This is a genomic window from Pigmentiphaga sp. MLSB6-MA01 (assembly GCF_058793475.1).
Genome location: NZ_JBXAFV010000023.1, coordinates 12,624 through 38,957, shown reverse-complemented (window position 1 = coordinate 38,957; position 26,334 = coordinate 12,624). Strand labels below are relative to the sequence as shown.

At 68.0% G+C, this 26,334-nt stretch carries 27 protein-coding genes; 14 read left to right on the top strand and 13 right to left on the bottom strand.

Annotation, left to right across the window (positions count from 1 at the left end):
- Nucleotides 1–130 precede the first annotated feature (130 nt).
- Nucleotides 131–1,108 carry an NAD(P)H-quinone oxidoreductase gene (locus AC1Q6E_RS27330; RefSeq protein ID WP_152794910.1) on the bottom strand — a complete coding sequence of 326 codons (978 nt, stop codon included), beginning with the start codon at nt 1,106–1,108 and terminating at the stop codon, nt 131–133.
- Nucleotides 1,109–1,345: 237 nt separating this feature from the next.
- Between AC1Q6E_RS27330 and AC1Q6E_RS27325 the strand changes: the two genes are divergently transcribed.
- From AC1Q6E_RS27325 to AC1Q6E_RS27305, 5 genes are all read left to right on the top strand, one after another.
- On the top strand, nt 1,346–1,762 hold the full coding sequence (locus AC1Q6E_RS27325) for a RidA family protein (RefSeq protein ID WP_087839401.1): 417 nt from the start codon (nt 1,346–1,348) through the stop codon (nt 1,760–1,762).
- A gap of 34 nt (nt 1,763–1,796) precedes the next feature.
- The gene (locus tag AC1Q6E_RS27320) at nt 1,797–2,804 is read left to right on the top strand and encodes an amidohydrolase family protein (RefSeq protein WP_152794908.1); all 1,008 of its coding nucleotides are present in this window, start codon (nt 1,797–1,799) and stop codon (nt 2,802–2,804) included.
- Between the two features lie 28 nt (nt 2,805–2,832).
- Nucleotides 2,833–3,813 (top strand): tripartite tricarboxylate transporter substrate binding protein, encoded by a 981-nt coding sequence (locus AC1Q6E_RS27315; protein WP_152794906.1) that lies wholly within the window; start codon nt 2,833–2,835, stop codon nt 3,811–3,813.
- Between the two features lie 290 nt (nt 3,814–4,103).
- Nucleotides 4,104–4,550, top strand: coding sequence for a GNAT family N-acetyltransferase (locus AC1Q6E_RS27310; protein WP_152794904.1), 447 nt, complete (start codon nt 4,104–4,106; stop codon nt 4,548–4,550).
- A complete protein-coding gene (locus tag AC1Q6E_RS27305) occupies nt 4,547–5,749 on the top strand; it encodes an MFS transporter (protein ID WP_152794902.1) in 1,203 nt (400 codons plus the stop codon). The genes AC1Q6E_RS27310 and AC1Q6E_RS27305 overlap by 4 nt, the downstream gene beginning before the upstream one ends.
- A 22-nt stretch (nt 5,750–5,771) precedes the next feature.
- Here the strand turns inward: AC1Q6E_RS27305 and AC1Q6E_RS27300 are convergent, their stop codons facing one another.
- Together AC1Q6E_RS27300 and AC1Q6E_RS27295 are read right to left on the bottom strand one after the other, a co-directional pair.
- Complete coding sequence (locus tag AC1Q6E_RS27300) at nt 5,772–6,152, bottom strand: response regulator (protein ID WP_492573914.1); 381 nt, start codon at nt 6,150–6,152, stop codon at nt 5,772–5,774.
- 44 nt (nt 6,153–6,196) lie between these two features.
- Complete coding sequence (locus AC1Q6E_RS27295) at nt 6,197–6,556, bottom strand: hypothetical protein (protein ID WP_492573913.1); 360 nt, start codon at nt 6,554–6,556, stop codon at nt 6,197–6,199.
- Between the two features lie 165 nt (nt 6,557–6,721).
- Between AC1Q6E_RS27295 and AC1Q6E_RS27290 the strand changes: the two genes are divergently transcribed.
- The 5 genes from AC1Q6E_RS27290 (at nt 6,722) to AC1Q6E_RS27270 (ending at nt 10,371) form a co-directional block, all read left to right on the top strand.
- Nucleotides 6,722–6,922: a hypothetical protein gene (locus AC1Q6E_RS27290; RefSeq protein WP_152794898.1), complete on the top strand. Its 201-nt coding sequence runs from the start codon at nt 6,722–6,724 to the stop codon at nt 6,920–6,922.
- 104 nt (nt 6,923–7,026) lie between these two features.
- Nucleotides 7,027–7,311: a hypothetical protein gene (locus AC1Q6E_RS27285; protein ID WP_152794896.1), complete on the top strand. Its 285-nt coding sequence runs from the start codon at nt 7,027–7,029 to the stop codon at nt 7,309–7,311.
- 96 nt (nt 7,312–7,407) lie between these two features.
- Nucleotides 7,408–7,662, top strand: coding sequence for a GlsB/YeaQ/YmgE family stress response membrane protein (locus tag AC1Q6E_RS27280; RefSeq protein WP_152794894.1), 255 nt, complete (start codon nt 7,408–7,410; stop codon nt 7,660–7,662).
- 176 nt (nt 7,663–7,838) lie between these two features.
- The gene (locus AC1Q6E_RS27275) at nt 7,839–9,554 is read left to right on the top strand and encodes an alpha/beta fold hydrolase (protein ID WP_492573912.1); all 1,716 of its coding nucleotides are present in this window, start codon (nt 7,839–7,841) and stop codon (nt 9,552–9,554) included.
- A gap of 136 nt (nt 9,555–9,690) precedes the next feature.
- A complete protein-coding gene (locus AC1Q6E_RS27270; protein ID WP_152794890.1) occupies nt 9,691–10,371 on the top strand; it encodes an isochorismatase family protein in 681 nt (226 codons plus the stop codon).
- A gap of 18 nt (nt 10,372–10,389) precedes the next feature.
- Here the strand turns inward: AC1Q6E_RS27270 and AC1Q6E_RS27265 are convergent, their stop codons facing one another.
- Genes AC1Q6E_RS27265 through AC1Q6E_RS27250 form a run of 4 tightly spaced genes read right to left on the bottom strand, consistent with a single transcriptional unit; the run spans nt 10,390 to nt 15,037 of the window.
- Entirely contained in the window at nt 10,390–11,259 is an 870-nt protein-coding gene (locus AC1Q6E_RS27265; protein ID WP_492573911.1) for an alpha/beta fold hydrolase, read from the bottom strand.
- Between the two features lie 41 nt (nt 11,260–11,300).
- Nucleotides 11,301–12,269 carry a 3-carboxyethylcatechol 2,3-dioxygenase gene (locus tag AC1Q6E_RS27260; protein WP_296558184.1) on the bottom strand — a complete coding sequence of 323 codons (969 nt, stop codon included), beginning with the start codon at nt 12,267–12,269 and terminating at the stop codon, nt 11,301–11,303.
- A gap of 5 nt (nt 12,270–12,274) precedes the next feature.
- Nucleotides 12,275–14,032, bottom strand: a complete 1,758-nt coding sequence (locus tag AC1Q6E_RS27255; RefSeq protein ID WP_492573910.1) for an FAD-dependent monooxygenase — start codon at nt 14,030–14,032, stop codon at nt 12,275–12,277.
- Nucleotides 14,033–14,050: 18 nt separating this feature from the next.
- Nucleotides 14,051–15,037, bottom strand: a complete 987-nt coding sequence (locus tag AC1Q6E_RS27250) for a Bug family tripartite tricarboxylate transporter substrate binding protein (RefSeq protein WP_492573909.1) — start codon at nt 15,035–15,037, stop codon at nt 14,051–14,053.
- Between the two features lie 115 nt (nt 15,038–15,152).
- Here AC1Q6E_RS27250 and AC1Q6E_RS27245 point away from each other — a divergent pair, with 115 nt between their 5' ends.
- Nucleotides 15,153–15,980, top strand: a complete 828-nt coding sequence (locus AC1Q6E_RS27245) for an IclR family transcriptional regulator domain-containing protein (protein ID WP_296558178.1) — start codon at nt 15,153–15,155, stop codon at nt 15,978–15,980.
- On the opposite strand, the gene AC1Q6E_RS27240 is transcribed toward AC1Q6E_RS27245, so the two are convergent.
- From AC1Q6E_RS27240 to AC1Q6E_RS27225, 4 genes are all read right to left on the bottom strand, one after another.
- Nucleotides 15,936–18,014, bottom strand: coding sequence for a putative bifunctional diguanylate cyclase/phosphodiesterase (locus AC1Q6E_RS27240; RefSeq protein ID WP_366059404.1), 2,079 nt, complete (start codon nt 18,012–18,014; stop codon nt 15,936–15,938). The genes AC1Q6E_RS27245 and AC1Q6E_RS27240 overlap by 45 nt on opposite strands.
- Before the next feature lie 132 nt (nt 18,015–18,146).
- The gene (locus AC1Q6E_RS27235) at nt 18,147–19,310 is read right to left on the bottom strand and encodes a GGDEF domain-containing protein (protein ID WP_492573908.1); all 1,164 of its coding nucleotides are present in this window, start codon (nt 19,308–19,310) and stop codon (nt 18,147–18,149) included.
- 219 nt (nt 19,311–19,529) lie between these two features.
- A complete protein-coding gene (locus AC1Q6E_RS27230) occupies nt 19,530–19,949 on the bottom strand; it encodes a VOC family protein (protein ID WP_152794878.1) in 420 nt (139 codons plus the stop codon).
- Nucleotides 19,950–19,983: 34 nt separating this feature from the next.
- Nucleotides 19,984–21,504 carry a flavin-containing monooxygenase gene (locus AC1Q6E_RS27225; protein ID WP_492573907.1) on the bottom strand — a complete coding sequence of 507 codons (1,521 nt, stop codon included), beginning with the start codon at nt 21,502–21,504 and terminating at the stop codon, nt 19,984–19,986.
- A 128-nt stretch (nt 21,505–21,632) separates the two neighbouring features.
- On the opposite strand from AC1Q6E_RS27225, the gene AC1Q6E_RS27220 reads away from it, so the two are divergent.
- The 3 genes from AC1Q6E_RS27220 to AC1Q6E_RS27210 are packed head-to-tail and all read left to right on the top strand — an operon-like array spanning nt 21,633 to nt 24,175.
- A complete protein-coding gene (locus AC1Q6E_RS27220) occupies nt 21,633–22,088 on the top strand; it encodes a hypothetical protein (protein ID WP_152794874.1) in 456 nt (151 codons plus the stop codon).
- Nucleotides 22,085–23,434 carry a pyridoxamine 5'-phosphate oxidase family protein gene (locus AC1Q6E_RS27215; RefSeq protein WP_492573906.1) on the top strand — a complete coding sequence of 450 codons (1,350 nt, stop codon included), beginning with the start codon at nt 22,085–22,087 and terminating at the stop codon, nt 23,432–23,434. The genes AC1Q6E_RS27220 and AC1Q6E_RS27215 overlap by 4 nt, the downstream gene beginning before the upstream one ends.
- A 42-nt stretch (nt 23,435–23,476) precedes the next feature.
- Nucleotides 23,477–24,175, top strand: a complete 699-nt coding sequence (locus AC1Q6E_RS27210) for a Crp/Fnr family transcriptional regulator (protein ID WP_152794870.1) — start codon at nt 23,477–23,479, stop codon at nt 24,173–24,175.
- On the opposite strand, the gene AC1Q6E_RS27205 is transcribed toward AC1Q6E_RS27210, so the two are convergent.
- Together AC1Q6E_RS27205 and AC1Q6E_RS27200 are read right to left on the bottom strand one after the other, a co-directional pair.
- Nucleotides 24,172–25,209 carry a porin gene (locus AC1Q6E_RS27205; RefSeq protein WP_152794868.1) on the bottom strand — a complete coding sequence of 346 codons (1,038 nt, stop codon included), beginning with the start codon at nt 25,207–25,209 and terminating at the stop codon, nt 24,172–24,174. The genes AC1Q6E_RS27210 and AC1Q6E_RS27205 overlap by 4 nt on opposite strands.
- A 119-nt stretch (nt 25,210–25,328) precedes the next feature.
- Nucleotides 25,329–26,333 carry a Bug family tripartite tricarboxylate transporter substrate binding protein gene (locus AC1Q6E_RS27200; RefSeq protein WP_152794866.1) on the bottom strand — a complete coding sequence of 335 codons (1,005 nt, stop codon included), beginning with the start codon at nt 26,331–26,333 and terminating at the stop codon, nt 25,329–25,331.
- Nucleotide 26,334: the final 1 nt, after the last annotated feature.

Here is a 26,334-nt window from a genome sequence, read left to right as displayed (position 1 = left end):
CCGCCGGTCCACCCTCATCTGCCCCGGGCACCCGGCGCCGGGCCGCCCCAAGGCGGGTCCCGGCCCCTTGGGGGCTGCCGCCCAGCGGCTGGGGGCTCACCATACAGGGCGCGCGAAGCGCGTAGGGGGCCTAAACCGTCAGGACGATCTTCCCCACGTGCTCGCCCGACTCCATCATGGCGTGGGCCTGCGCCGCCTCGCGCAACGGAAAGGTGGCGTACACCACCGGCTTGAGCCGTCCGGACTCGAACAACGGCCAGACGTTCTGGCGCAGCGCGGCAGCGACTTCGCCCTTGAACTGGGCCGAGCGCGGGCGCAGGGTGGAACCGGTGATGGTCAGGCGCCGGCTGAGCACCCGGGCAAAGTCGATTTCGCCCTTCGCGCCGCCCAGCAGCGCGATCAGCACGATGCGGCCGTCTTCGGCCAGGCAATGGACATCGCGGGCGACGTAGTCGCCGGCCACCATGTCCAGGATCACGTCCACGCCCCGGCCATCGGTCAGGCGCTTGATCTCCTGCACGAAATCCTGGGTACGGTAGTTGATGCCGGCGGTGGCGCCGAGTTTCTCGACGGCGGCGACGCGCTCGTCGCTGCCCACCGTGGCGTACACCCGGTGTCCCAGCGCCTTGGCCAGCTGGACGGCCGTGGTGCCGATGCCGCTGGCGCCGCCGTGCACGAGCAGCGCTTCCTGGCCCGACAACTTGCCGCGCATGAAAACGTTGCTCCATACGGTGAAGTAGGTCTCGGGCAGGCCGGCGGCCTCGACCATGCTCAGCCCCTTCGGCACCGGCAGGCACTGGGTGGCCGGCACGGTGCAGTATTCGGCATAGCCGCCGCCGTTGACCAGCGCGCACACCGCATCGCCCACGGCGAGGCCGGTGGCGCCCTCGCCCAGCGCGGCCACGGTGCCGGCCACTTCCAGCCCGGGCAGGTCGGAGGCGCCCGGGGGCGGCGGGTAGGTGCCGCGGCGCTGGGCCACGTCCGGCCGGTTGACGCCAGCGGCGGCGACCTGGATCAGGACTTCGCCCACGCCGGGCACCGGCGTCGGACGCTCGGCGGCCTGCAGGACTTCGGGCCCGCCGGGGCGGGAGATTTCGATGGCGATCATGACGCGGCTTCCCGTTTTTCTGGTCGTGGAGGCGGTCATCATATACGGCTCCGCCCCCCTCCCACCCGAGCCTTGATGACAGGAAGGGGGCATGCGCCCTGCCTGTCGCAGCCATAGCCAAATCGAATACCAGTGACGCGTAAATTCATTCTCTTTTCGAGGGCGGATTGCCTAGACTTGCATCGGTCAGCATTCCGCCCGCATCCCGTCCGGGCGCACCCCCACTAGAGAGTAGACATGAGCACACAAGCCAAAGTCGTCGAAGGCAAGGCCACCCCCCGCGGCAAGTACCCCCACATCAAGCGCGCCGGCGACTTCCTGTTCGTCTCGGGCACCAGCTCGCGCCGTTCCGACAACTCCCTGGCCGGCGTGGAAGTGGACGCCATGGGCACCACCAAGTTCGACATCCGCGCCCAGACCCGCGCGGTGCTCGAGAACATCCGCGACATCCTGGGCACCGCCGGCGCCTCGTTGTCCGACGTGGTCGAGATCGGCACCTTCCTGGTCGACATGAGCGATTTCGGTGGCTACAACGAGGTCTACGGAGAATTCTTCGACTACGACGGCCCGGCCCGCACCACGGTAGCCGTGCACCAGTTGCCCCACCCGCACCTGCGCATCGAGATCAAGGCGGTCGCCTACAAGCCCCTCTGATCCCGCGACGACAACACCAGACATCAAGCCCATCATGAAAATCGACATGCACGCCCACCACTTCCCGCGCATCACGCGGGAAGAAGCCGCCGCCCTGAGCGTCGAGCGCGCGCCCTGGCTCCAGGTCGCGCCGGACGGCAAGACCGGCGACATCATGCGCGCCGACAAGCCTTTCCGCCCCGTCTACGACGCGCTATGGGATCCGCAGGCGCGCCTGGCCGAGATGGATGCCCAAGGCGTGGACATCCAGATCACCTGCGCCACGCCCATCATGTTCGGCTACGAATTCTCGTCCGAGAAGGTCCTGCCCTGGGCCCAGCGCATGAACGACCTGGCGCTGGAGTTCTGTGCCGCCGCGCCCAAGCGCCTGGTGGCGCTGGCGCAGGTGCCGTTGCAGGACATCGACGCCGCCTGCCGCGAAGCCTCTCGTGCCAAGGCCACGGGCCACCACGGCGTGCAGATCGGCAACCACCTGGGCGACCGCGACCTCGACGACGAGGGCCTGGTCACCTTCCTGCAGCACTGCGCCACTGAAGGCATCCCGCTGCTGGTCCACCCGTGGGACATGATGGGCGGCAACCGCATGAAGCAATGGATGCTGCCCTGGCTGGTGGCCATGCCCGCCGAAACGCAGCTCGGCATCCTGTCGCTGATCCTGTCGGGCGCCTTCGAGCGCATCCCCGAATCGCTGAAGATCTGCTTCGCCCATGGCGGCGGCTCGTTCGCCTTCATGCTGGGCCGCGTGGACAACGCCTGGAAGCATCGCGACATCATCCGCAAGGACTGCCCGCGCCTGCCCTCGGAATACGTCAAGCGCTTCTACGTCGATTCGGCCGTGTTCGATCCGGGCGCGCTGCGCCTGCTGGCCGACGTGATGGGCACCGACCGCATCATGCTGGGTTCGGACTACCCCTTCCCGCTGGGCGAGCAGTCCATCGGCAAGCTGGTGGCCGAGCAACCCGGCTTCAGCGACGCCGACAAACAAGCCATCTACGCCGGCAACGCGGTCGAATTCTTCGGCCTGCAAGCCCTGGTACGCTGACCTCCTCCCACCCCACAAGGAAATGCCCATGACCTTCGCACCCAAGTTGCGGCACCTGCCGGCCGCCATGGCGCTCGGCCTGACCCTGGCCGGCCCGGCCGCGCACGCCGAGTACCCCGACCGCCCCATCCGCCTCGTCGTGCCCGCGCCCCCGGGCGACGGTTCCGACCAACTGGCCCGCAACGTGGGCAAGGCCATGGGCGACGCCCTGGGCCAAAGCCTGGTCGTCGAGAACAAGCCCGGCGCCGGCGGCAGCATCGCCTCGGACATCGTCGCCAAGGCCTCGCCGGACGGCTACACCGTGCTGCTGGGCAACGCCAGCTCGCACGCCGTCACCCCCGGCCTCTACAGCAAGCTGCCCTACAACTCGGCCAAGGACTTCGCCGCCGTGACGCTGCTGGCCAGCGCCCCCAACGTGCTGGTCATCAACCCCTCTCTGCCGGCCAAGAACATCGCTGAATTCATCGCGTACGCGCGCGCCAATCCCGGCAAGCTGAACGTCGGCTCGGGCGGCAACGGCAGCCTGTCGCACCTGTCGGCCATCCTGTTCAACTCGATGGCGGGCACCGACATCCCGCACGTACCCTACAAGGGTGCCGCGCCGGCCGTGACCGCCGTCATGGGTGGCGAGATCTCGGCGCTGATGATCAACATCCCCACGGTGGCTCAGCAGATCCAGGCCGGCAAGCTCCGTGCGCTGGCCGTCAGCAGCCTGGAACGCTCGCCCGTGCTGCCCGACGTACCGACGCTGAACGAGTCGGGCCTGAAGGGCTACAACACCGAGGCCTGGTTCGGCCTGTTCGTTCCCGCGCAGACGCCCGCCCCGGTCATCGCCAGGCTCCAGGCCGCCGCGGCCACGGCGCTCAAGAACGAAGCAGTGTTGACCAACATCAGGAACATGGGCGCGGTGCCCAAGAACCTGAATGGCACGGCCTTCGCCGACTTCGTCAAGACCGAAGCGGCAAAGTACAGCGCCATCATCAAGCAAGCCGACGTCCGCATCGACTAAGGCGAGTCCCGCGCACCGGTCAGAACCGGTGCGCGATCTGCCCCCTCCCCCTCATGTGACCGCGAGTCGCGCCGGCCTTGTCGTTGATGGCAGTGCTGGCGCAGGCATGGGTCGACTACAAGGCGGGCGGCGCCGGCCGGTTTCCGGCGTACATGAGGATACAGATGGACTAAGCTAGAGCCTTTGCACCCGCACTGGCTGCGGCCTTCTGCCGGCATGACACCACAAGCAACGCACCCGTTCCTTTCTCCCTCCCAATTCTCGCGGGCATGCGCCCCGCGCCGCCCCTCATGACCAGGCTTGGCATCCACCTCGCCGTCGGTTCATGGGACACCCTCAGGCACGACGCGTCGTCCATACGCCAGGCCGTCTTCGTCCACGAACAGTCGGTCCCGCTGGAACTCGAATACGACGATGCCGACGCGGTCTCGCTGCACGCGGTCGCCTACGACACCGACGGCACGCCCCTGGGTACCGGCCGGCTCCTGCCGGACGGGCACATCGGCCGCATGGCGGTCCACCGCCATGGGCGCGGGCGGGGCGTGGGCGGCGCCATCCTGGACGCCTTGATCGACGAAGCCCGCCGGCGCGGGCACGACCGGCTGCTGCTGCACGCGCAGACGCGCGCTCGGGCGTTCTACGAAACGCGGGGCTTCGAGGCCGAAGGAGACGAATTCATGGAGGCCGGCATCCCGCATGTGCTGATGAGCCGCCGCCTGAAGAACGCCGCTTCATGACCCCCGAAACCCGCCCGGGCCTTGCCCGCGCCGTCACGCCCGCCATGGCCCTGCTGGGCATCCTGCTGGTGGCGGCGACGCTGCGCGCGCCGTTGACCGGCGTCGGCCCCCTGCTCGGCCATATCCGCGCCTCCACGGGGCTGGACGCGGGCAGCGCCGGGCTGCTCAACACGCTCCCGCTGCTCGCGTTCGGCCTGTTCTCGGTGCTGGCACCCGCCCTGGGCCGGCAACTGGGGCTGGAACGCGCGTTGTTCGCCGCCATGGTCGCGCTTTGCGTCGGCATCGCGGTTCGGTCGATGCCCGGCATCGCCCCTTTGTTCATCGGCACGGCGATCGGCGGCGTCGCCATCGCCGTCGGCAATGTGATGCTGCCGGCACTGGTCAAGCGGGAATTCCCGCAGCGCATCGGCCCGCTCACCGGACTGTATTCAGTCGTGATGACGCTCGTGTCGGGCACGGCGGCGGGCGTGGCGGTGCCACTGGCCGACAACCTGCCCGGCGGCTGGCGCAGCTCGCTTGCCTGCGTGCTGGTCATCACGGTCCCCGCGGCCCTGGTCTGGCTGGCACGTTCGCGCAACCAGGCCGAGGCGCCCGTATCCACCCGCGCCCACGCCACGAAAACCGCGAATGTCTGGCGCTCGTGGCTGGCCTGGCAGGTCACGCTCTTCACCGGCATCCAGGCTTTCAATTTCTACATACTCGTGGCCTGGCTGCCCTCCATGCTGCACGAGACCGGCATGAGTCCGAGCGAGGCCGGCTGGATGGTGTCGCTGATGCAATTGGCGGCGCTGCTCGGCAACATCGCGACATCCTGGGTGTCGGGCCGCGTGCGCGACCAGAAGCTCCTCGGGCTGGCTATCTCGATGCTGTGCGTGGCGGGCTTCGCCGGCATGGCGCTGGTTCCGGCCTGGACCATCGTCTGGATCTGCGTGGCCGGCGCGGGACTGGGCAGCAGCCTGATGCTGTCGCTGGCCTATATCAGCCTGCGCGCCGCCACCACGCAGCAGGCCGCGTCGCTGTCGGGCATGGCGCAGAGCCTGGGCTACCTGATCGGCGCGGCCGGTCCGGTGGTCTGCGGCGTCCTGCGCGACTGGACCGACAGTTGGCTGCCGGCGCTGGGCCTCATGGTGGCGATGGCTGGCGCGCAGGCATGGGTCGCCTACGGCGCGGGCCGCTCGCGCACCGTGGGAGAGCATTAAGATCCGCGCGCGGATCCTATTCCTAATGCAGCCGGCGGGCCGCGGCGATCAGCGACAACAGCCTGTCGATGTCCACCGGCTTGGTCATGTAGTCGTCGAAGCCATGCGCGATGGCCTCTTCCTGGCCAAAGGCCGCGCTGCGGCCGGTCACCGCGATCAGCGTGACGGGCTTCAGGTGCGAGATATCGCGGATCATGGTGGCGACCTCCAATCCGTTCGGCGGCGGCATATCGATGTCCAGGACCATGACGTCCGGCCGCCACGCCAGCGCCACTTCCATCGCCGCCGAACCGCCGTCGACGTACCTGACCTCGTGAAACCGGCCGCAGGCTTCGGCCAGCGCTTCGGCGGCGCTGACGTAGTTGTCCACGACCAGCACCCGGCAAGACGTAATCTGTCCCACTCCGTCCTCCTGACGTACGTGCGGACGGGCGCGCCGCAGGCTTTCTACCAGGCAGCGCTGCCAGCCGGTGGATACTCGCCGGGCTCCTCGTTGTCCAGCAGCAGGCACGGCAAATCGGCCGCGCCCTCCTGGACCGGCGCGGCCGGGGCCGTCCCAAAGAATCGGTGCAGCGACGCATAGGCCAGTTTGGCCGCCACGTCTTGCAGGAGCTTTTCCGAGGTCAGGAACCCCTCGCCCTGCAGATCTTCCATCTTCAGCCGGTAGCCGAGAACACCGTCCCCCTCGGACACCGCGCCCAGACACACCGCCTTGCCGGCGCGGTCCCGCGCATACAGCCCGCTTCCCGCTACATACAGCCGATAGGCATGATGCGGGGCCGATCCGTCGTGAGGAATGGCAGACATGTGGCATCTCCTGTCCGGGTGGGTGGCTCAGCAAGTCGCATACCCGGCGCAAGCCGCGCCATGGCCGCGGGCCCGACGCTAGCCAGTCCCGCCGAAAGCGTCTATAACGCAAGGAGCATAGCGCATCGTGTCCAGGCGGTCCGCGGAACCGCAACCTATCCAATCATGAAAAACATTCTTCAATACATGCGCCAGCTCAGGCAGCGCCGCCTGGCCGTGTTCGAGCTGCCCCTGAGCGACGCGGCGGACAGCGATCCCTACGACGGCGAACTGCGCCAGTTGCCGTTGAACTACCACGCCACCGAGGTGGATGCCCGCGCGCTGCGGCGCCGGCTGTCGGAACTCGAGTACGACGACGAGCTCTAGAAAGCGACGGCACGCCGTGCCGCGCGCCTGCGCGTTTGCATACAATCGACGTATTCCCCGCGACACGGACCACGCCCCAGGGGCCTCCAACGGAACAGAACATCATGAACAAGAATCCCGCCGCCCTGCTCTGCGTGCTGGCGCTGACCGCGTGCGCCTCCGGCCCCACCTCCTGGTACAGGGAGACCTCGTCTGCCGACCAGGCCGAGCGCGACCGCATCCAGTGCGAGCGCCAGGCGCGCATCAATTCGCCGGGCACCAGCACGCCTTCGTATCGCGGCATCAACGCGGGCGGGGGTTCCGGCGTGGGCGATGGCTTGGCCAACGCCGAGCGCCAGTCGGGCCTGGCCAACGACTGCATGCGCGGCAAGGGTTACACGCTGCGCTGACAGCCTGCCGGAAGGCGTGTCCGGCTGCCTCGAAAATATGGCATGATGCGCGCACGCCCCGCCGGGGGTACTGGAATCCATGTCCGGAGGTACGCCATGCTGTCTCTTCTCGGAACTCTTCTGGTGGGCCTCGTCGTCGGCCTGCTTGCGCGCGCCATCAAGCCCGGCGACGACAGCATGGGATGGCTCATGACCATCGTGCTCGGCATCGCCGGCTCGCTCATCGCGGGGTATGCCGGCCGTGCCATGGGCTGGTACCAGCCAGGCGAACCGGCCGGATGGATCGCCTCGGTGGTCGGCGCCGTCGTGCTGCTGCTGATCTACGGCATGATCAGGAAAAAGTCCGCCTGAGTTCCGCGCCGGCATCGCCGGCGCCCCCTCTCCCTGCCCCCGTTTCCCGTAACAAGACGTGTCCGCATGTGACGGATGCGGCTATGCTTGCGCCTCCATAAAAGACATTCTCAAGAATGGGGGCTTACATGCATATCCACGGCCGATCGGCATGGCGATACGGCGCCACCGTCCTATTGACCGCTCTCGCTTCCTGCGGCGGCGGGGGCGACGCTCCCGCCCCTGACGACCCGCTGGCCGCCTACAAGTCCCAGGCGGTGGCATGGGCGCCCTGCGACCCGCACGTCCTGGGGCCGAACAGCGACCTCATCCAGCAACTGGGCGACAAGGTGTCGTGCGCGACCATCCGCGCGCCGCTGGACTACGCGAGGACGGACCGCGGCGACATCCGCGTCGCGCTGCTGAAGGTCGCCACGGCCGACCCCAAGGTCCGCAAAGGCGCCATCGTCTTCAATCCGGGCGGCCCGGGCGGCGACGGGCTCGAGCTCGCGGCCAACTTCGGCGCGCTGTTCGCCCAGCCCCCCAGCGATTCGCCCACGCGCGCGGCACTGCAGGACCTGGCGCGGCACTATGACATGGTGGGCTTCTCGCCGCGCGGCACCGGTGCCGGCACCACGCTCACCTGCACGGCCAACGAACCCTCGCGCGAGGTGAATTTCCCGTCCGATGACCGCAGCCCGGCCAACATCGAGGCCATGCTGTACAACCTGCGGCTGGCGACCAAGGCTTGCCAGAACAACCCCCTCACGCCTTATATCAACACCGAACAGACGGCCTGGGACCTGGATCTGATCCGCCACCTGATCGGCGACGCCAAGCTCAACTACATCGGCTATTCGTACGGCACCTGGCTGGGCGCCTGGTATGCCGCCCGCTTTCCCGGGCAGGCCGGCCACCTGATGCTGGACAGCGCCGTCGACTTCACCGCCGGCTTCGACGAGGCCATGATCGGCCAGTCCGTCGGCAAGCAGCGCGTGCTGGACGAGGTCATGAGCCCCTATTTCGCCCGCCACCCGGACCTGTTCCGGCTCGGCGCCGACGCAAGCCGGATCCGCGCGCTGTTCGGCACCCTGCCCTCGCCCCTGAAGGCGGCCGTGGGCGCGACGCTGGCGTTCAACAAGAGCCGCGGCCTCGTGCCGTCGGGCTTGGTCCTGCTGGCGGCGGGCATCGTCAGGGACCAGTTGGCCGCCGATCCCGGCATGAGCGACGCCGACCTGCGCACCGCGGTGGACACCGCGATCCGCGACCAGGCCCCGTTCGACATCGAAGCGGCCCTGCGCGCGGCGACACGCCTGCTCGACCAGTTCGCCGCGATCCGCTTTCCCGAGCCGCGGTCCCTTTTGATGCCGCCCGAAGAGGCCACCTACGTCGCCGTCGTCTGCAATGACGTGGGGACCCGGACCGATCCCCGGTACTGGATCGACCTCGGCAATGAAATGGCGGTCACCCATCCGGTTACCGGCGGCTCGATGACCGAGGCACCCTGCCTGTACTGGGGCGGCCCGACCACGGCCAAGCCCACGGTGCAGGACACCGCCAAGGCGGGACCGCTGATGGTCGTGCAAAGCCAGTTCGACGCGCTGACCCTGACCGAGAACGCGCTGCGTTTCGTCGATGCCCTGCCCACGGCCCGGCTGCTCTACGTGAAGGGGGAGTACTCGCATGGCGTGTTCCCCTACATGAGCACCTGCGTGGACCATCGGGTGACGGCGTTCTTCCTTGACGACGCGCTGCCCGCCCGCCGCACCGACTGCGACCAGGTGCCGTTCTACGGCGACGTGGTGGCCCCGGGCAGCCTGAAGCGGATGGCGGCGCCCGACCAGGCGCGCACCGACGCCCTGCTGGACCGGATCCAGGACATCCTGGGCGGCGCGGGCAAGAAGGGGCACTGACCCGGAAGCATGCATCGTTCCATAAGAGGAACGATGCATGCCATTCCCGCCTACTAAAAACTCTTTAGCATCATGGATATGCTCTTTCCCACGGCATAAGCATCCGCTGCCCGCCGACCACCAAGGAGAGAGCACCATGAGCACCCCCGCCAATTTCCAGGGCCAACGTCCCGTCATCGATCCCGCAGATGCCGTCATGCTGCTGATCGATCACCAGAGCGGCCTGTTCCAGACCGTGGGCGACATGCCCATGCCCGAGCTGCGCGCCCGCGCCGCGGCCCTGGCCAGCATGGCCACCCTGAGCAAGCTGCCCGTCATCACCACCGCCTCGGTCCCGCAAGGGCCCAACGGCCCGCTCATCCCGGAAATCCACGCCAACGCGCCGCACGCCCGGTACGTCGCGCGCAAGGGCGAGATCAACGCCTGGGACAATCCCGACTTCGTGGCCGCGGTCAAGGCCACCGGACGCAAGACCCTCATCATCGCCGGCACCATCACCAGCGTGTGCATGGCCTTCCCCGCCATCAGCGCGGTCGCCGACGGCTACAAGGTGTTCGCGGTGGTCGACGCCTCCGGCACCTACAGCAAGATGGCGCAGGAGATCACGCTGGCGCGCGTGGTGCAGGCGGGCGTGGTGCCCATGGATACGGCGGCGGTGGCCTCGGAACTCCAGAAGACCTGGCATCGCGACGACGCCCAGCAGTGGGCCGGGATCTACACCAGGATCTTCCCCGCCTACCAATTGCTGATCGAAAGCTACGCGAAAGCGCAGGACGTGGTGAAGAACAACGAGGCGCTGGACTCGCAACGGGCGTAGCCTCCCCTGGCGGCCGTCTCAGGCCGCCAGGAAATCCAGCACCATCCGGTTGAACTTCTGTGCGTGCTCCCACTGCGCCCAATGGCCGCAACGGCTGAACACGTGCAGTTCGGCGTCCTGCAGGCCGGCCAGCAGGCGCAGCCCGGTATCGAGCGGCACGAAGCGGTCGTCGCGGCCCCAGATGACCAGGGTCCGGGCCGCGACCTCGCCCAAGCTCGCGCCCACGTCGGGGAACTGCCGGGGATGGGCCTGGCTGCTCTTGACGAAATTCTCCAGATGGTCGCGGCGCGACAGCATGTTGTCCAGCCGGGCCTGGAACAATTCCTCGGTCAGGCTGGCGGCGTCGTGGACGAACACGTTCATCATCCGCTTCAGGTTCTCGATGGTCGGATCGCGGTACAACGCGCCGATCAGCTTGATGCCTTCGGTAGGCATGGGAACGACCGGGCTGACCCCGCCCGTCCCGCCTCCCATCAGGACCAGCCGGCCCACGCGCGCGGGATGCGCCAGGGCGAAGGCAACGGCGCTGTGGGCTCCCATGGAGTTGCCGACCAGATGCGCCCGCTCCAGCCCGATCGCATCCATCAGGCCGGCCAGCGCGCGGGCGTTCAGGTCCGAACGCGAACCGGCGCAGACGATGGCGTCGCTCTTGCTCCAGCCGGGGAAGTCCAACAGGATGACCCGATGGCCGGCATCGGCGAACGGCTGGACGTTGCGGTGGAAATTGGCCCAGCCGCTGGCGCCGGGGCCCGAGCCGTGCAGCATGATCACGGCCTCGCCGCCCGCGCCCGTGTCGTTGTAGTGCAGGCGCAGCGGCTGGCCGTTCTCGGTGATCCGCACGTAGCGGCTGGTGGCGGCTTCGGTCAGCGGGGAAATCGTTTGCGTCATGGTTTGTCTCTCGTTCGTGGGCAATGCAATGAAAGGTCCTGTCATCCCGTCCGGCCCTGCTGTGTCATCAGCATCAGGCCGAAACCGGCGATGTATTCGGGAATGGCCCGGTAGTACCGGAAAACCGGCGCCTGGACGCGCCCGGTCAGCGCCGCGCGCGCGACCAGCCAGGTCTTGGACTCATGCGCCGACGCGCCCGCCTCGCGGGCGATGGTGTCCTCCGGCCACGAGCACAATTCGTCCAGGCTGCCGGGCGGCCCGGCCAGCGCATCCATCCAGCGGCGGTCCCAGTCGGGCGCCAGGGGCTTGACCGTCCCCGCGCCCGCGGCCAATGCCTGCCCCGCCGCCATCACGCGCCGGAGCTTGGCCTCGCGCTCGCCGGGCGCGGCCGCGCCCGGCACGGTGATCCGCTCGCGCACCTCGGGATCGGGATGATCCAGCGTCGGCACCGGCGGCTCGTGCGACAGTCCGCCCGAACCGATCAGCAGCACGCGCCGCGGCACGCCGTCCAGGAAATCGCCGATGGCCCGGCCCAGGTCCCGGCACCGGAACAGGCGCGGAATGCCGGGCGGCGCGACGGCATTGACGAACACCGGCACGACGGGCGGCGTCTCCAGCCCTCCCCACAGCAATTGCAGCGGCTGGGCAAAACCGTGGTCCACCTCCATGCGCCGCGAGACGGCCGCATCGAACCCCCGGTCCATCAGGGCATCGGCCATCTCCAGCGCCAACGGCGCATCCACCCGCAGCTGGCCCGCCGGAGACAGGTAGTCGCCTACGGCCCGGGCCTGCGTGCCTATGCAGAACGGCGGCATCAACCGGTTGAAAAAGCCGTTGTAGTGGTCGGGCGCGATCAGCACGACCAGGTCCGGCGCATAGGCCAGCACCCGGTCGCGCACCTGCGCGATCGCCGCCAGCAACTCGGCTTCGGCCTGCTCCGGCACCGGGTTCAGCCCCATCAACGGGGAATGCGACATGCCCAGGAAGGCCCTGTCGCCCTTGGCATTCATCCTCGTCACCGCGCGCGGTCCAGGAGACGCGCCAGGGCCGCGTCGAGAACGGCGCCCGCCCGCGCGGCGTCCAGCTCGTCCCCACTGTGCCGGCGCCACGCGACGATGCCATCCGGGCGCACCAGCAGCGCCCCGGACTCCTCGATCTCGCGCAGCGCCCGCCACGCGCAGTAGGAATCGAGCGCGCCCGGCTCGCCGATCACGACCGTTCTCAGGAAAGGCAGGCCCATCGCGGCTGCCGCCGCTTTCCACGCCTGGCCCGCCAGGCCGGTGACCAGGGTGAACTTGCCCCGGCCCACGACATCCAGCGTCGACACCCTGCGCCCGTCGCTCCCCACCAGCCAGGCATGGGGCAGCTTGGCGCCCGGGCGCGTGCTCGCCTGCGCATGCAGTTGCGGATCGCGCGCCCAGGCTTCCTCGCCCACCTCCGGATCGGCGATGACCGCCGCCGATGCATAGCGCTGGTTCAGTTCCACGCCTTGCGCGTTGAACTCGTAGTTCTTGAGCCTGAGCGCCTCGGCCAGGGCGGCGCGCCGCGCCACGCCGTCGGCATCGGGCGACGCCAGCCGCGCCAGGCCGGCCGCGACCGGATCGGCGGCGCCCGGCTCCCGGAAGCACTGGTTCAGCGGACCGTAGTCCAGCCTGGACTGGTTCGCCCTGGCGACGATCTGCGCTCCCACCGGCGCGCGTTCCGGCGAGTAGGAATCCAGCAGGCCCACCCCGGCATGGCCACGCACCACGAATGCGAGTTTCCAGGCCAGGTTGAAAGCGTCCTGCATGCAGGTGTTCGATCCCAGGCCGCTGGAGGGTGGATGGCGATGCACCGCATCCCCGCCGCAGAAAACCCGTCCCCTCGAATAGACCGGCGCGTGCGCCTGATTCACGTACCAGACCGAGGCGTTGTCGATCTCGATCTCCAGGTCCGGATCGCCCACCAGGATGCGGACCTTCCTGCGGATTTCCTCGGGCGAGAAATCGGGCTCCCCCTTCTCCATGTCGAAGCCCCAGCCGGCTATCCACTGGTTCCACGGTTCGATCGCGCGCAGCAGGCCCAGGCCGATTTCGCCGAACGCCGCGTCGGACGTGGCGATCCAGTACAGGATACTGGGCCGGTGGGCCGCGTAGCGGGCCAGGTCCGCCCGGAACAGCACGTAGGCCGTGGCCGCCCGCGCCAGTTGCCCTCGCAGTTCGAGCCCGGCATCGTCCATGACCCTGGAGCGGGCGCCGTCAGCCCCCACGAGATAGCGCGCGCGAACGGCATATTCCCTGCCCGAGAGCAGGTCCCGCAGGTGGACCGTGACGCCGTCGGCGTCCTGCTCATGCCCCAGGTACTCCGTGTTGAACGAGAAGACGGCGCCGCGCTCGGCGGCATGCCTGACCAACATGGGCTCCATCTTGTTCTGCGGCAGGTCCAGCATCGGGCAGGGACTGGCCCGCAGATAGTCGCCAATGCATTCGTCGCCGGTCCCCCAGGTGCGCAGCCGCGCGATCTCGGGGCCGGCCAGGCTGGTGGTGAACAAGGTGTCGCCCATCCACTCCCAGGGCGTGGCCTGGCGGCGCGCGTCGCCCTCCAGGCCCAGGTCGCGCAGCACTTCCATCGCGCGCTGGTTGGTGATGTGCGCGCGCGGCGTGTTGGCGGTCCAGTTGTATCGGTTCACCACCTGGACACGCACGCCGTAGGTGGCCAGCGCCAGCGCCGTGGTGGCACCCATGGGGCCGGAGCCGACCACGAGCACGTCGGTCTGAAATGCTTCCTGCTTCACTGTCGTTTCCCTTCCTGGCTATTTGAGAGTGGCCTGCAGCACGTCGCCGTAGGCCTTGATGTCGTGGCGCAGCCGGGCCGCGAGTTCGGCCGGTTCCGCCGGATAGGGGTCGCCGGTCAGCGCGAACTTCTCTTTCATCGCCGGCTGGCGCAGCGCCGCGTTGAACTCGTGGGTCAGCCGCTCGACCACGGGCTGCGGCGTACCCGCCGGCACGACGAACATGAAGTAGTTGGTGATCTCCAGGCCGGGATAACCGCTTTCCGCCAGCGTGGGCACGTCCGGCAACAGCGGATGGCGCTTGCCACCCAGCGTGGCGAGCGGCACCAGCTTGCCCGTCTTGATGTAGGGCTGGGCGAAATGCACGGGCATCAGCATCGTCTGGATCTGTCCGGCCAGCAGGTCCGTGTTCGCCGGCGCGAGTCCCTTGTAGGGCACGTCCACGAAATCAGCGCCGGTCAGCTTGCGCAACTGGTGCAGGTGCACGAACCAGGGGCTGCCCGGGCCCATGGTGCCGAAATCGACGCCCTTGCCCGCGGTCGACAGCCTCACCAGTTCCTTCACCGACCGCGCCGGCACCCTGGGATTGACCACCAGCACCAGGGGCACCAGCGCCACGCCCGACACCGGCATGAAGTCCTTCACCGCGTCATAGGGCACCTTGGCGCCCAGCACTTCGTTGGCATGCGGCAGGTGGGCCATGGCCTCGTTGATGGCATGCGAGTCAGTGACCAGGCCGATCGTGTAGCCATCGGCCGGCGCGCGGGCGACGGCATCCGTCCCGATGATCGTCGAGGCGCCGGGGCGGTTGTCGACGATGACCGTCTGCCTGAGGCTGGCGGATACCACCTCGGCCAGCGCGCGGGCCGCCGAGTCCGCATTGCCTCCCGCCGGATACGGCACCACGATGCGGATCGGCCTGGCCGGCCATTCCTGCGCGGACGCGGGCGTGAGGGTCGCGGCGGCCAGCGCCGCCATCGTGCAGAACGCACGTCGAATGGCATTCATGTCGTCTCCTTGGTTCTAGCCGGCGATACCGCCGCGTCGAATGCGGGAGGAAGTCTGATGCCACCCCATACCCCTGTATAGTAGGTGCACTGAGTGCACCATCATGCGGAAATCCATGTATCTGCTTGCGGGAAAACCCGAGGACCCGGTCTACAAGGAAGTCCGCGGACTGAGCCGGGGGCTCGCGGTATTGCGGGCGCTGAACGGCATGCCGGGAGGCATGGGCGGTGTGGTCGAGCTGGGCCGGCTGACCGGCCTGCACCGCACGACCGTCAAGCGCCTGCTGGAAACGCTCAGGCAGGAAGGCCTGGTCCACCACAAGGACGACGGCGCGCTGTACGTGCTCAGCTTCGAGGTGCGGCGGCTGGCCGAGGGCTACGTGGGCGCGGACTGGATCGACCGGGTCGCCTCGCCCGCCATGGGCGCGCACCTGAGCGCCCTGTCCTGGCCCAGCGACCTCGCCACGCCCGACGGCGGTTTCATGATCGTGCGGGAGTCGACGCACCGCGCCAGCCTCTTGTCCCAGCACCGGGCCACCATCGGCACCCGCATCGCGATGCTGACGTCGGCCATCGGGCGGGCCTGGCTGGCCTATTGCTCGGACGAGGAAAGGGAAGCAACCCTGTCGCTGCTGCGAGAGCGCGACGATGCCATCGGCGCCATCGCCCGCGACAAGGCGTATGTCGGCCGTGTGCTGCGCGAGACCCGGCGGCGCGGCCATGCGGTCAACAAGGGAGAATTGGCGAACGAGGAAAGCGTCGCCGCGATCGCGTTTCCCATACGCCTGAGCGGCCACGCCATCGGCGCCATCAATCTCGTGCTTCAGCGCAATGTCGTGCCGGACCGGGAAATATCGGCTCGCTACGTGCCGCTGTTGCGCGTCCTGGCCGAGGAGATATCAGTCGGCGCGACGCGGCTGTCCCAGCGCGGCGATCCGCCTTAGCGCGCACGAGGCCATCGGCTGCAACAGCTTGCGGAAGGCCTCTTCGGACAGCGGATGCGACAGCAGGAAGCCCTGCGCCTCGTCGCATCCCAGTTCGGTCAGGAAGCGCATCTGCGTTTCGCTCTCCACGCCCTCGGCCACCACCTCCATGTGCAGCGCGTGGGACAGCGTCACGATGGCCGACAGCAGCGCCCGGGCCTCCGCCTCGTTCCGGTCCAGTTCCGAGGTGAACAGCCGGTCGACCTTGATCTGCTTGACCTTGAACCGGTGCAGATAGGCCAGGCTCGAATAGCCCGCGCCGAAATCGTCGATCGCGATGTCGAAGCCACGGGCCCGGAAACGGTTCACGATCTCGGCCGTGCGCCCCGCGTTCAGCATGGCCACGGTTTCGGTGATCTCGAACATCACGAGACGGCGCGGCACTTCCATTTCGTCCAGGATATCCTCGACGCGGCCGATCAGATCCGGCACATTGAACTGGATGGGCGACAGGTTGATCGAGACCTGGACCGGCGCCAGCCCGCGCCGGCGCCAGCCGTCCATGCAGCGGCAGACCTCGCGGATCACCCACTCGCCGATCTGGACGATCTGCCCCGAACGTTCGGCGATGGTGATGAACTCCATGGGCGCCACGCTGCCGAAAATCGGGTGATGCCACCGTATCAGCGCTTCCGCTCCACAGATGGCGCGCGTGGCCACGCTGAACTTGGGCTGGAACACCAGGCTGAACTGCCCGCCTTCGAGCGCCGTCCGCAGATCCTGCTGCAGCATCAGCGTCCGGGCTGCATTGGCATGCATGCCCGGCTCGAAAAAACAATAGGTGTTGCGCCCCGCCTGCTTGGCGCTGTACATGGCGGCATCGGCGCAGTCCAGCAGCGCCTCGCTATCCCCCGCGTCTCCCGGATACATGGCGATACCCATGCTTGCGCTGATCCGCAGGCGGGCCTGGCAGCCCACCATCTCTTCGCGCAGCACCCGCAACAGCTTCTTGGCCACGGAAGCCGCGTCGCCAGGCGCGGATATGCCCCGCAACAGCATGACGAACTCGTCGCCGCCTATGCGCGCGACCAGGTCGTCCTTGCGCACGTGCGACAACAGGAGCCGGGCGCACCCCTTGAGCAGATCGTCCCCCGCCGCATGGCCGAGCGAATCGTTGACCGTCTTGAAACCATCCAGGTCCAGGAAAAAGACCGCGAATGCCGTCTTGTCGTGCCCGGCGGCCAGGATCGCTTCGCTCACCTGCTCGACCAGCATCAATCGGTTCGGCAGTCCGGTCAACGCATCGTGCATGCTGAGGTGCTGCAACTGCCGGTTGGCCCGCCTCAGCGAATCGGCCAGGCTGTTCGCCCGCCAGCCCAGTACCAGCAGCGTGCCCAGCAACACGGCCAGCGACGTACCCGACACCATCATCGCCAGCCAGTTGGGATCCAGCTCGCTGGCCGACAGGCAGACGCTGCCAGGAGCCAGTTGCACCGCACTCATGCCGGTATAGTGCATGCCGGTGATGGCGATGCCCAACACCAGCGACGCGCCCAGGCGCTTGAAGGCGATATAGGGTTCGTCCGAACCTCGCAGCGCAAATCCCAGCCACAGCGCCACGACCGAGGCCGCGATGGCCACGCCGACGGAGGCCAGCACGATCCATGGCACATAGCTCGGCGCTGGCGACATATCCAGCGCGGCCATTCCCATATAGTGCATGCCGGCGATCCCCAGCCCCATCGCCACTCCGCCCGCCAGGCAGCGGCGGGCGCGGAAACGTCCGCTGGCCGACACCGCCAGGGCGAAACCCGACACCAGGATCGCGATCAACAGGGACAGCGCCGTGGGTCCGAACTCGTATCCCAGGGGGATGGGCAGGGAAAACGCCATCATCCCGATGAAATGCATCGACCAGATGCCCACGCCCATCGCGACCGCGCCGCCCATGACCCACGGCAGCCGCCGCTTCCATCCGGGCAGCGATGCAATGCGGCTCGTCAGCTCCAGTGCCGTATAGGCGGCCAGCGAGGCGACCACCAGGGAGAGAAACACCAACAAAGGGTTATAGACACCATGCACGGCAGTCTTCCCGGATGCGCATCTGTCTCGTTGTCAGGAGGAACAGGAGAATCCGCTCTCCTTATAGCAAAACATCCCCCCGCCAGCCACGCCCGGTCGGGGAAATCAGGCCCCCGAGCTGCGCCGGACCGCCCAGCCGGGCTCTTTCCCCACCACGCGGTTCCTGCCCAGGCGTTTCGCCCTGGCCAGCCGCTCGTCCACGGTTGAGTAGGCCCGCTCGAACGGGATGGCCTGCTCGAAGCTTCCCACGCCCAGGCTCACGGTGCATCGCAGTTCCGGCGCGACGTCCGAGAAATCCTGGGCCGCCGCCGCGGCGCGCAGCCGCTCGGCCACCTGCTTCGCTTCGTCGTCCGACGCGTCGGGGAGGATGACCATGAATTCCTCCCCGCCGAACCTGCCCACCGCGTCGTCCGTCCGTATGCCCTGCTCCATGACCGTCGCCAACCGCTTCAGCACCATGTCTCCCACGGGATGGCCGTACCGGTCGTTGATCTGCTTGAAATGGTCGACATCCACCATGATCAGGCCATAACGCGCGCATCGCGGCAGGCATGCCGCCAGGAATTCGTCCAGCCCGGACCGGTTGTTCATCCCCGTCAGCGGATCGCGGCGGCTGGCCTGGCCCAGGCTGGCGATGGTCCGCAGCGACGTCAGGATGAGCATCAGGAATGCCACGCCTATCCCGAAGAAATAAAAACTCGTCTGCATGACCTCCCAGTAGAGCAAGTGTTCGTAGCCGTACTGGTCGGGCGGCCGCGTGGCCAGCATGGCCCGAGGGAACAGGCTCAGCGTGCAGGCGGCGACACACCAGAACAGGAGGCGCTCCAGGGCGGTTCCTCGCGCCAGATGGCGGACTTGCCACAGCGCCAGCAGGAATACCAGGGCGGCGGCGACGTGCGTCGTCGCCACCCGCAGCCGGAACAGCGTCTCGTCATGCGCGCTGGCCATGCGGACGGCCAGCATGGCCGCCAGGACCAGCACGGCCGGCACCCAGGGCAGCCGCCTGCCCTCCAGCGCCGCCAGGCCCCGCGCGAAGCAGAAGATGGCGCATGCGTAGGCCACCCCCGTCAGCCCGATATTGGCCAGGCGCCAGGGCGGCCACAGCAGGACCTGCATGAAGATGCCGCTCGCGTAGCAGGAGAAGGCCACGGAGAAAAACAGGAATTGCGCCTGACGGTGCGCGTGGCGCCACGCGCCGTAGAACATGGCGGCCAGCAGTAGCGCGATCAGGGGATGGGCGAGCGCAAGCAGGGTTTCGTTGTCGTTCATGGTGCCGCACTCGGTATGGGACGGCCGCCGGACGGCCCGCGCCGGCCTCCCGCAAGCATGGCCGGATCGGCGCCCATTGCCGACAACCGGCCTCCTCGGGAGACATCATAGCGATACCGGGGGGCCACGTCTCGACAGTACCCCGCGCGCAACACCGGGGAAACCACGACTGGAACCCCGCGAGGGACGAACGGCGGCCTCCCGTTCACTGCCTCCAGCTTACCCGGGAAGCCAGGCCGGGTTGTGGACGGCTTCCCATAGATGGCCGTCGAGGTCCTGGAAATAGCCGGCGTACCCACCCCAGAAAGTCGGCTGCGCCGGCTTGACCAGACGCGCGCCCGCGGCGGCCGCACGGGCCATCACCGCGTCGACCTCTTCCCGGGACGCCACATTGTGGCCGAGCGTGAACTCGGTCGGACTGCGCCCGCTCTGTTCGACCCCGGCATCGTGCGCGATGTCCGCACGGGCGAACAGCGCCAGCCTGAGGCCCGCCTGGAGTTCGAAGAAGGCCACCGCGCCATGTTCGAACTCCTTGCCGATGATGCCTTCCGTCGGCAGCCCCAGGCCATCGCGGTAGAAGGCCACCGAGGCCTCCAGATCGTCCACGCCGATCGTGATCACGCTGATGCGCGGCTTCATGCCTGCTCTCCTTTTTTCCTACCCGATCCCCCCATCATGCCGCAATGGATGCCGACGTGGTGACGAGCGCGCGCAATTGCCGCTCCTCCTGCGTGAATTCGTCGCAGCCGATGGCGCCGAAGGCACGCGCGGCACCCAGGGTGCGCGCCGCCGCGTCCTCCAGTCTGTCGGGGCCTTCCAGGCGGAACGAGACCGGCGACAGCGGGCCGAACAACAGCGCGCGCTCCATCCGCGGCCAGCGCGATAGCGTGGGCTCCACCCCCGCTGCCCTGGCCAGCATGATGGCCAGGTCGTGCAGCACCGGCTGCTGCCCACGGGCGCGCATCGTCCGGCTGGCGGCGATCGCCGCCTCCATCCGCTCGCGTTCCGGCAGGGTGGCCTGCCCCGTCAGGGTGTAGGCGATCAGGCGCGCCTGCAACTCCAGCACCGGCAGATAGGGGCCGACCAGGTTGTACAGGCCCATGAAGGCCAGCCCGGGCAGATCCGGATGGAACGTCCGGGCATAAAGATCGATGCCGCTGCCGTCGAACTGGAGAATCTCCGCATGCTTCTTGTCCAGCCAAGGCAGGGAAAGACCATAACCGGTTCCGAACAGAATGGCGTCCGGCGCGGCGCGGGTGCCGTCTTGGAAGATGACTTCCCGGCCCTCGATACGATCGATCCATGGTTTCACCACGATCCGGCCTTCGGCCACCGCCGGCAGGAAGCCCTGCGACTGCGAGACGCCCGCGGCGAAGATATCGGCATCGGGCGCCAGGGCCCCGAACTGGTCGGGACGGCCGCCCGCCCGGACCACGGCCGCCTTCAGACCCGCCGCCAGCGCGTCCACGGGCAGGACCTCGCCGGCCAGCGCCGCCGCCCGGTTGAACATCGCATGCTCGGCCGGCACGCCGGCGATCAACTTGGGCAGGATGTAGCGCTGGCGCCGGTAGGCCGCGATGACCTCGGCGCCGCCCGACGCCAGGTCGGCCGCGATCTCCAGCGCGCTGATCGAGCAGCCCGCGACCAGGACCGAGCGTCCGCGGTAGCGCGCGGCACCGTCGTACTGTGAGGTATGCGCCACGCCGAGCTGCCCGGCGAAACCATGCAGCCCGGCAACCCGCGGCACGGCGGGCGCGGCTTGCGCCCCGGTGGCAACGATCACATGGCGGAACGTCTCTGCCCTCGCCGTGCCCCCGCCACGCGTATGCACGCGCCAGGCGCCGCCGCCGGCCTCCTCCAGGCGTTCGACGCGCGTACCGAACCGTATGCCGCGGACCAGGTCGAACCGCGCGGCATAGCGTTCGAGATAGGCAAGCATCTGCTCCCGGGACGGGTAGGTAGGAACCTCCGCCCCGTGGTCGAGATCGGAAAACGCGGACATGATCCGGCTGGTGTTGGTGCGCATGCCCGGCCAGGTGGCGCTGGCCGGATTGGCGGCGTTCCACTGCCCGCCCAGGCCGGCGCAGGCCTCCAGCAGCACCGGCGCATAGCCGTGCTGCCGGAGCCAGCGCGCGCATACCAGCCCCGCCGGACCGGCGCCGATGATGGCGATCGTCTTGTCGCTGCTCTGCATGGTGAACCTCCTTTCATGGATTGGTCCGCCCTTTATAGAGACCGGCCGCGGCGCGTGTTGCTAAATGGTTCCTAAGTACAATGCCACCATTCCTAAGAGTTTCCTAAGCGGGCAAATGGGGGGCGTGCATGCGTCTTTCCGACGACATCCGGCAATTCATCCTGGGCGATGTCATGATCATCATCGGCACCCGGGACGCAACGAACCGGGCCTCGATCGCGCGCGGCGTCGGCGTCCGCGCCAGCGGCGGCGACACAGTGGAAGTCCTCGTGTCCGGCTGGCAATGGGCGGAAACGATCGCCAACATCCAGGCCAGCCCCTGCGCCGCCATCACGTTCTCGCGGCCGCGCGATTACGTCTCCTACCAACTGAAAGGCAGCGCGCGATCGCGGACCGCCGACCAGGCCGACGCCGGACTCGCACGCTCGTACACAGACCGGATGATTGCCATGTTCGCCGCGCTGGGCGTGCCGGAAAACCTGGTCCGGCCGTGGTGCTGCGAAGAAGATCTGCATGTGGTCCGGCTGCGCGTCCAGGAGCGCTACATCCAGACGCCCGGCCCCAAGGCGGGAACCGCCCTATGATCCGGCTCGACGCGCTCGAGGACTGCTTCGAGGGCGTGATTCCCTCGGTCATCGCCACCACGGCGATCGACGGCACGCCCAACATCTCCTACCTCTCGCACGTCGTGCGCGTGGACGAACGGCATGTCGCGATCTCCAACCAGTTCTTCGCCAAGACCACGGCGAACATCCGCGCCAATCCACGCGCCTCGTTGATGCTGGTCAGCGGGCGCACCGGCGCGCAGTTCCAGCTCGCGCTGACGTGGACCGCATCGCACGACCAGGGCACGCTGTTCGACCGCATGGCGAACGAACTGCGGGCCAGCAGCGCGCAGGTGGGCATGGCCGGGGTCATGCGGCTGAAGGCCATCGACGTTTTCCGCGTCGAAGCCATCGTGCCGGTGAACGCCCCCAGGCAAATGGAGGCGGACGCCGCGCCGCCGGCCCCCGATCTGGCACGGGTCAACCTCTCGATGCAGGCCATCGCCCTGGCGCAGGATGCCGAAGGCGTGCTCAACGCGACCCTGGACGCCTGTATCGGGTTCGGCGCCGCTCAGGCCCTCGTGCTGCTCGATGAAGGCGACGGCACGATGCTGACCACGGTCGCCAGCCGGGGCTACGAAACCTCCGGCATCGGCTCGGAAACGCCCGTCGGCGAAGGCCTGATCGGCATGGCCGCCGCCAGCCGCCTGCCCCTCAAGGTCAACGACATGAGCCGCGTCCGACGCATGGGCGCGGCGATCGAGGCCATCGGCACCGTGGATGAAAACCGCACGCGCACCATCGCCCTGCCCAGCGCGCCGCAGGCCATGAGCCAGATGGCCGTTCCCATCCTCGTGCACGCGACGCTGCGCGGCGTATTGTTCGTCGAAAGCCCGGTGCGGCTTGCCTTCGGCAAGGCACAGGAAAAGGCGATCGAGATCGCCGCCAGCCAGAGCGGGCTGGCCCTGGCGCTGTGCGAGACACTGGCGGCCAGGAGCCAGCCCCGGCCCGAGGCGCGGCGGGCCGGACAGGATGGCGGACGACGCGTCCGCATCGTGCACCACGAGTACGACGACAGCATCTTCATCGACGACGCCTACGTCATCAAGGGCGTGGCCGGCCGCCTGCTGGTGTACATGCTGGAGCGATATCTGGCGGAAGGCCGCAGCGAATTCACCAACCGGGAGATCCGCCTGGCCACGACCCTGCGGCTACCGGAACTGAAGGACAACCTGGAAACGCGCCTCCTGCTGCTCAGGCGCCGGCTGGACGAACGGGCCTCGCCCGTCCGGCTGGTCCACAGCCGGCGCGGCTGCGTCCGGCTTGAGATCGATGGCCAGCCCACGCTGGCCCAAAGCGGCCCGGCTCGTGGCCTCCCATGCTAGGATGGCCGGACTTCATCCCTGATCGGCCGCCCGAGCGCAACGATGAACTCCACGCTGGCCCGAGTCGCCATATCGCAGTCGGAACTTTTCCGTGAGTGGTCCGAAGCGGACATCGCCCGGCTGGTCGAGGTCTCGGATGTCCTGCGGCTCGAATCCGGCGCCCTGCTCCATGGCCCGGGCGAAATCGTTCCCTTCCTGTACCTGATCGCGTCCGGCTCGCTGCGCATGTCGCTGCGCACGGCGTCCAACCGGGAATTCGCCTTCCGCCTGCGCTTTGCCGGCGACTTCCTGGGACTGGGCCCGCTGCTGTCCGGCGAAGCATTCGTCTACACCACCGTGTGCCGGGGCCAGACCCATCTGGTCAGGATTCCCGGCCCTTTTCTGAAGAACATGCTGGTGCGCAACGGCCGCCTGGCCGTTGCCATGTTCGCGGGGTTCAACCGGCGGCATCGGAACATGATCGCTCTGTATGCCGACGCGTCGACGGGATCCCTGCGCGCGCGGCTCGCCTCGCTGCTGGGCCTCATCGCCGCCGCCTCGGGACACGCCGCCAACGAAATTGAAATCCTCCAGGACGAGCTGGCCGAACTGCTGGCCACCCGCAGACAGGCGGTCAACCGTGAACTGCGGGCGCTGGAGAAGCTCGGCGTACTCGCCCTGGAATACGGCCGTATCGTCATCGCCGACAAGACCGCCTTGCAGGAGCTGGCGATACTGCCAACGCCCGCGCCGCTACCCTAGAAACGGTGCCGGATGCCGATGTCGAATCCCTTCTGGCCGTACACGGGCGTCGTGGCGTCGCCTATCGCGTAGGCGGCGCCGCCGCGATTGTCGAAGATGCCGAACGAGGTGTACAGGTTCGTCCTCTTGGACAAGGCATAGGTATAGCCCACGGCGTACAAGGTGGACCTGGCGTCGGCCACGGCGATCCGGCGCTGATCGCGGACGTGGGTGACGCCCCCCAGCACCGTATGCGGCCCCCCGGACCATTGCAGGCCCACCATGTAGACGTTGACGTTCGTATCCGCGATCGTCGCCCCCGGCGTGCCGTTCAAGGTGGAACGGATGGCCTGGAACGCGGAATACACCGTTACCGGGCCGGCCCGGTAACGTCCCGTCAGCGCGATGGCATGACTGGTTGCCGTGTCCGCCGCGTTGCGCTGATTGTAGTAGCCGAGCGCCACGCGGGCCGGACCCTCCTCGTAGCTCAGCGCCCCGCTGTAGGAACGCGCGGCCGAGCTGTTTCCGGCGACTTCGCCAAAGCCATACAGGAAACCCGCGGCCCACCCCCGCCACCTCGGCGTCGCGTAGGAGACCGAGTTATTGACACGGGAGTGCGTGCTGAAGACATTGTTCATCCTCCCCATCAGTCCCATGCCGAACGGATCCGCGGGCAATATCGTATCGAGGTAGAACAGGGAGTACTGCCTGCCCAGCTTGATGTTCCCCAGGGGCGTATCCAGTCCGACATGGGCCTTGCGCCCGAATAGCGCGCCCAATGTCGACGTCCCGGTGTCCGTGTTGATCCCGGCCTCCAGGTCGAACGTGGCTTTCCATCCATTGCCCAGATCCTCCACGCCTCGCAGCCCGAAGCGCGACCCGGACTGTCCTCCCCCCGTCAGCGACGACACGCTTCCCTGGGCGGGCGCGATCGGATCGGACTGGTGGACGAAACCTGAATCCACGATCCCGTAGATGGTCACCTGCGTCTGTGCGCCAGCGCAGTTCAATGCTCCCAGGCAAATCATGCCCCCGACGATGGTGGTCGTCTTCATTCCCCCTCCTTTGGTTTTGATTCGATGAGGTGCCAGGGACCTCGCCCGCGGCCCGCTGCAGGCACTTCCCTGGCGATATGACGCGCACGGGCCGCGATGCGGCCCGGCGGGCGGCTGCGTTACTGCGACTTCACGTTCGCCTGCTTGACGATGCCCTGCCAGCGTGCGATTTCCCTGGCCAGTTGCGTCCGGGTCTCCTCCGCGGAATACGGATCGGGGATGCCCGACCCGCGCGAGCGCGAGGCCTGTTGCAGATCGGGTTGGGCCAGCGCGCGCAGGATCTCGGCATTCAAGGTCTTCACGATCCCCGCGGGGGTTCCCGCCGGCACGACCACGAACGTGGAAGTTGTCACGTCGCTCGCTGGCAGGCCCACCTCCTTCATCGTGGGCACGCCTTTCATTCCGGGCAGATCCTGCAACTGATTCGTCCCGCTGACGGCCAGGGCGCGGGCCTCGCCGTCGCGCAGCGAACCGACGATTCCCGGCACCAGCTCGAAGGCCGCATCGACCTCGCCGGCCCGCACGGCCGTCGTCAGCTTGGCGGCCGTGCCGTAGGGAACGATGACGAAATCCCCCTTGAGTTCCTCGCGCACGAGCGCGGCGCCCAGATACTGGATGCCCCCGGCCACGTCCCCCGTCGCCACGGTGACCCGACCCGGCTTCGCCTTGATGTCCCGGATCAAGTCCTCCATGGTCTTGAGCGGCGAATCGCGCTTGACGACCACCGCGACCTGGCCAGTACTGATCTGGGCGACGGGCTCGAAATCGCGCAGCACGTCGATGTTCTTGGCGGCGAAGATCGCATCGCCGATCGCCGCCTTCGTGCCCAGGATCATCAACGTGTAGCCGTCCGGTTCGGCACGCTTGACTCGCTGCATCGCGACGATGCCGCCGGCCGATGGTTCATTGATCACGATCACCTGAGTGTTCATGGCCAGGGAAAGCTTCTGGGCCAGGACACGAGCGGTGATGTCGGATGAGCCTCCCGGCGCCGCCTGGACGACCAGTGATATCGGCCGGGACGGATAGCCATCCGCGGCCGGAGCCGCGGCCGCATACGCCATCAATGCCAGACAGGCTGCCCGTGGCAGCGCCGTCCGGAAGTTTCTCGATTTTTTCTTCATG

Bases quoted from the DNA above. Each gene is read 5' to 3' on its own strand.
- AC1Q6E_RS27285 (WP_152794896.1), top strand. From the start codon at position 7,027: ATGAACAAGAATCCCGCCGCCCTGCTCTGCGTGCTGGCGCTGACCGCG.
- AC1Q6E_RS27250 (WP_492573909.1), bottom strand. From the start codon at position 15,037: ATGAATGCCATTCGACGTGCGTTCTGCACGATGGCGGCGCTGGCCGCC.
- AC1Q6E_RS27330 (WP_152794910.1), bottom strand. From the start codon at position 1,108: ATGATCGCCATCGAAATCTCCCGCCCCGGCGGGCCCGAAGTCCTGCAG.
- AC1Q6E_RS27205 (WP_152794868.1), bottom strand. From the start codon at position 25,209: ATGAAGACGACCACCATCGTCGGGGGCATGATTTGCCTGGGAGCATTG.
- AC1Q6E_RS27310 (WP_152794904.1), top strand. From the start codon at position 4,104: ATGACCAGGCTTGGCATCCACCTCGCCGTCGGTTCATGGGACACCCTC.
- AC1Q6E_RS27295 (WP_492573913.1), bottom strand. From the start codon at position 6,556: ATGTCTGCCATTCCTCACGACGGATCGGCCCCGCATCATGCCTATCGG.
- AC1Q6E_RS27280 (WP_152794894.1), top strand. From the start codon at position 7,408: ATGCTGTCTCTTCTCGGAACTCTTCTGGTGGGCCTCGTCGTCGGCCTG.
- AC1Q6E_RS27200 (WP_152794866.1), bottom strand. From the start codon at position 26,333: ATGAAGAAAAAATCGAGAAACTTCCGGACGGCGCTGCCACGGGCAGCC.
- AC1Q6E_RS27220 (WP_152794874.1), top strand. From the start codon at position 21,633: ATGCGTCTTTCCGACGACATCCGGCAATTCATCCTGGGCGATGTCATG.
- AC1Q6E_RS27235 (WP_492573908.1), bottom strand. From the start codon at position 19,310: ATGAACGACAACGAAACCCTGCTTGCGCTCGCCCATCCCCTGATCGCG.
- AC1Q6E_RS27210 (WP_152794870.1), top strand. From the start codon at position 23,477: ATGAACTCCACGCTGGCCCGAGTCGCCATATCGCAGTCGGAACTTTTC.
- AC1Q6E_RS27215 (WP_492573906.1), top strand. From the start codon at position 22,085: ATGATCCGGCTCGACGCGCTCGAGGACTGCTTCGAGGGCGTGATTCCC.
- AC1Q6E_RS27305 (WP_152794902.1), top strand. From the start codon at position 4,547: ATGACCCCCGAAACCCGCCCGGGCCTTGCCCGCGCCGTCACGCCCGCC.
- AC1Q6E_RS27270 (WP_152794890.1), top strand. From the start codon at position 9,691: ATGAGCACCCCCGCCAATTTCCAGGGCCAACGTCCCGTCATCGATCCC.
- AC1Q6E_RS27245 (WP_296558178.1), top strand. From the start codon at position 15,153: ATGTATCTGCTTGCGGGAAAACCCGAGGACCCGGTCTACAAGGAAGTC.
- AC1Q6E_RS27230 (WP_152794878.1), bottom strand. From the start codon at position 19,949: ATGAAGCCGCGCATCAGCGTGATCACGATCGGCGTGGACGATCTGGAG.
- AC1Q6E_RS27265 (WP_492573911.1), bottom strand. From the start codon at position 11,259: ATGACGCAAACGATTTCCCCGCTGACCGAAGCCGCCACCAGCCGCTAC.
- AC1Q6E_RS27325 (WP_087839401.1), top strand. From the start codon at position 1,346: ATGAGCACACAAGCCAAAGTCGTCGAAGGCAAGGCCACCCCCCGCGGC.
- AC1Q6E_RS27260 (WP_296558184.1), bottom strand. From the start codon at position 12,269: ATGAATGCCAAGGGCGACAGGGCCTTCCTGGGCATGTCGCATTCCCCG.
- AC1Q6E_RS27320 (WP_152794908.1), top strand. From the start codon at position 1,797: ATGAAAATCGACATGCACGCCCACCACTTCCCGCGCATCACGCGGGAA.
- AC1Q6E_RS27290 (WP_152794898.1), top strand. From the start codon at position 6,722: ATGAAAAACATTCTTCAATACATGCGCCAGCTCAGGCAGCGCCGCCTG.
- AC1Q6E_RS27315 (WP_152794906.1), top strand. From the start codon at position 2,833: ATGACCTTCGCACCCAAGTTGCGGCACCTGCCGGCCGCCATGGCGCTC.
- AC1Q6E_RS27225 (WP_492573907.1), bottom strand. From the start codon at position 21,504: ATGCAGAGCAGCGACAAGACGATCGCCATCATCGGCGCCGGTCCGGCG.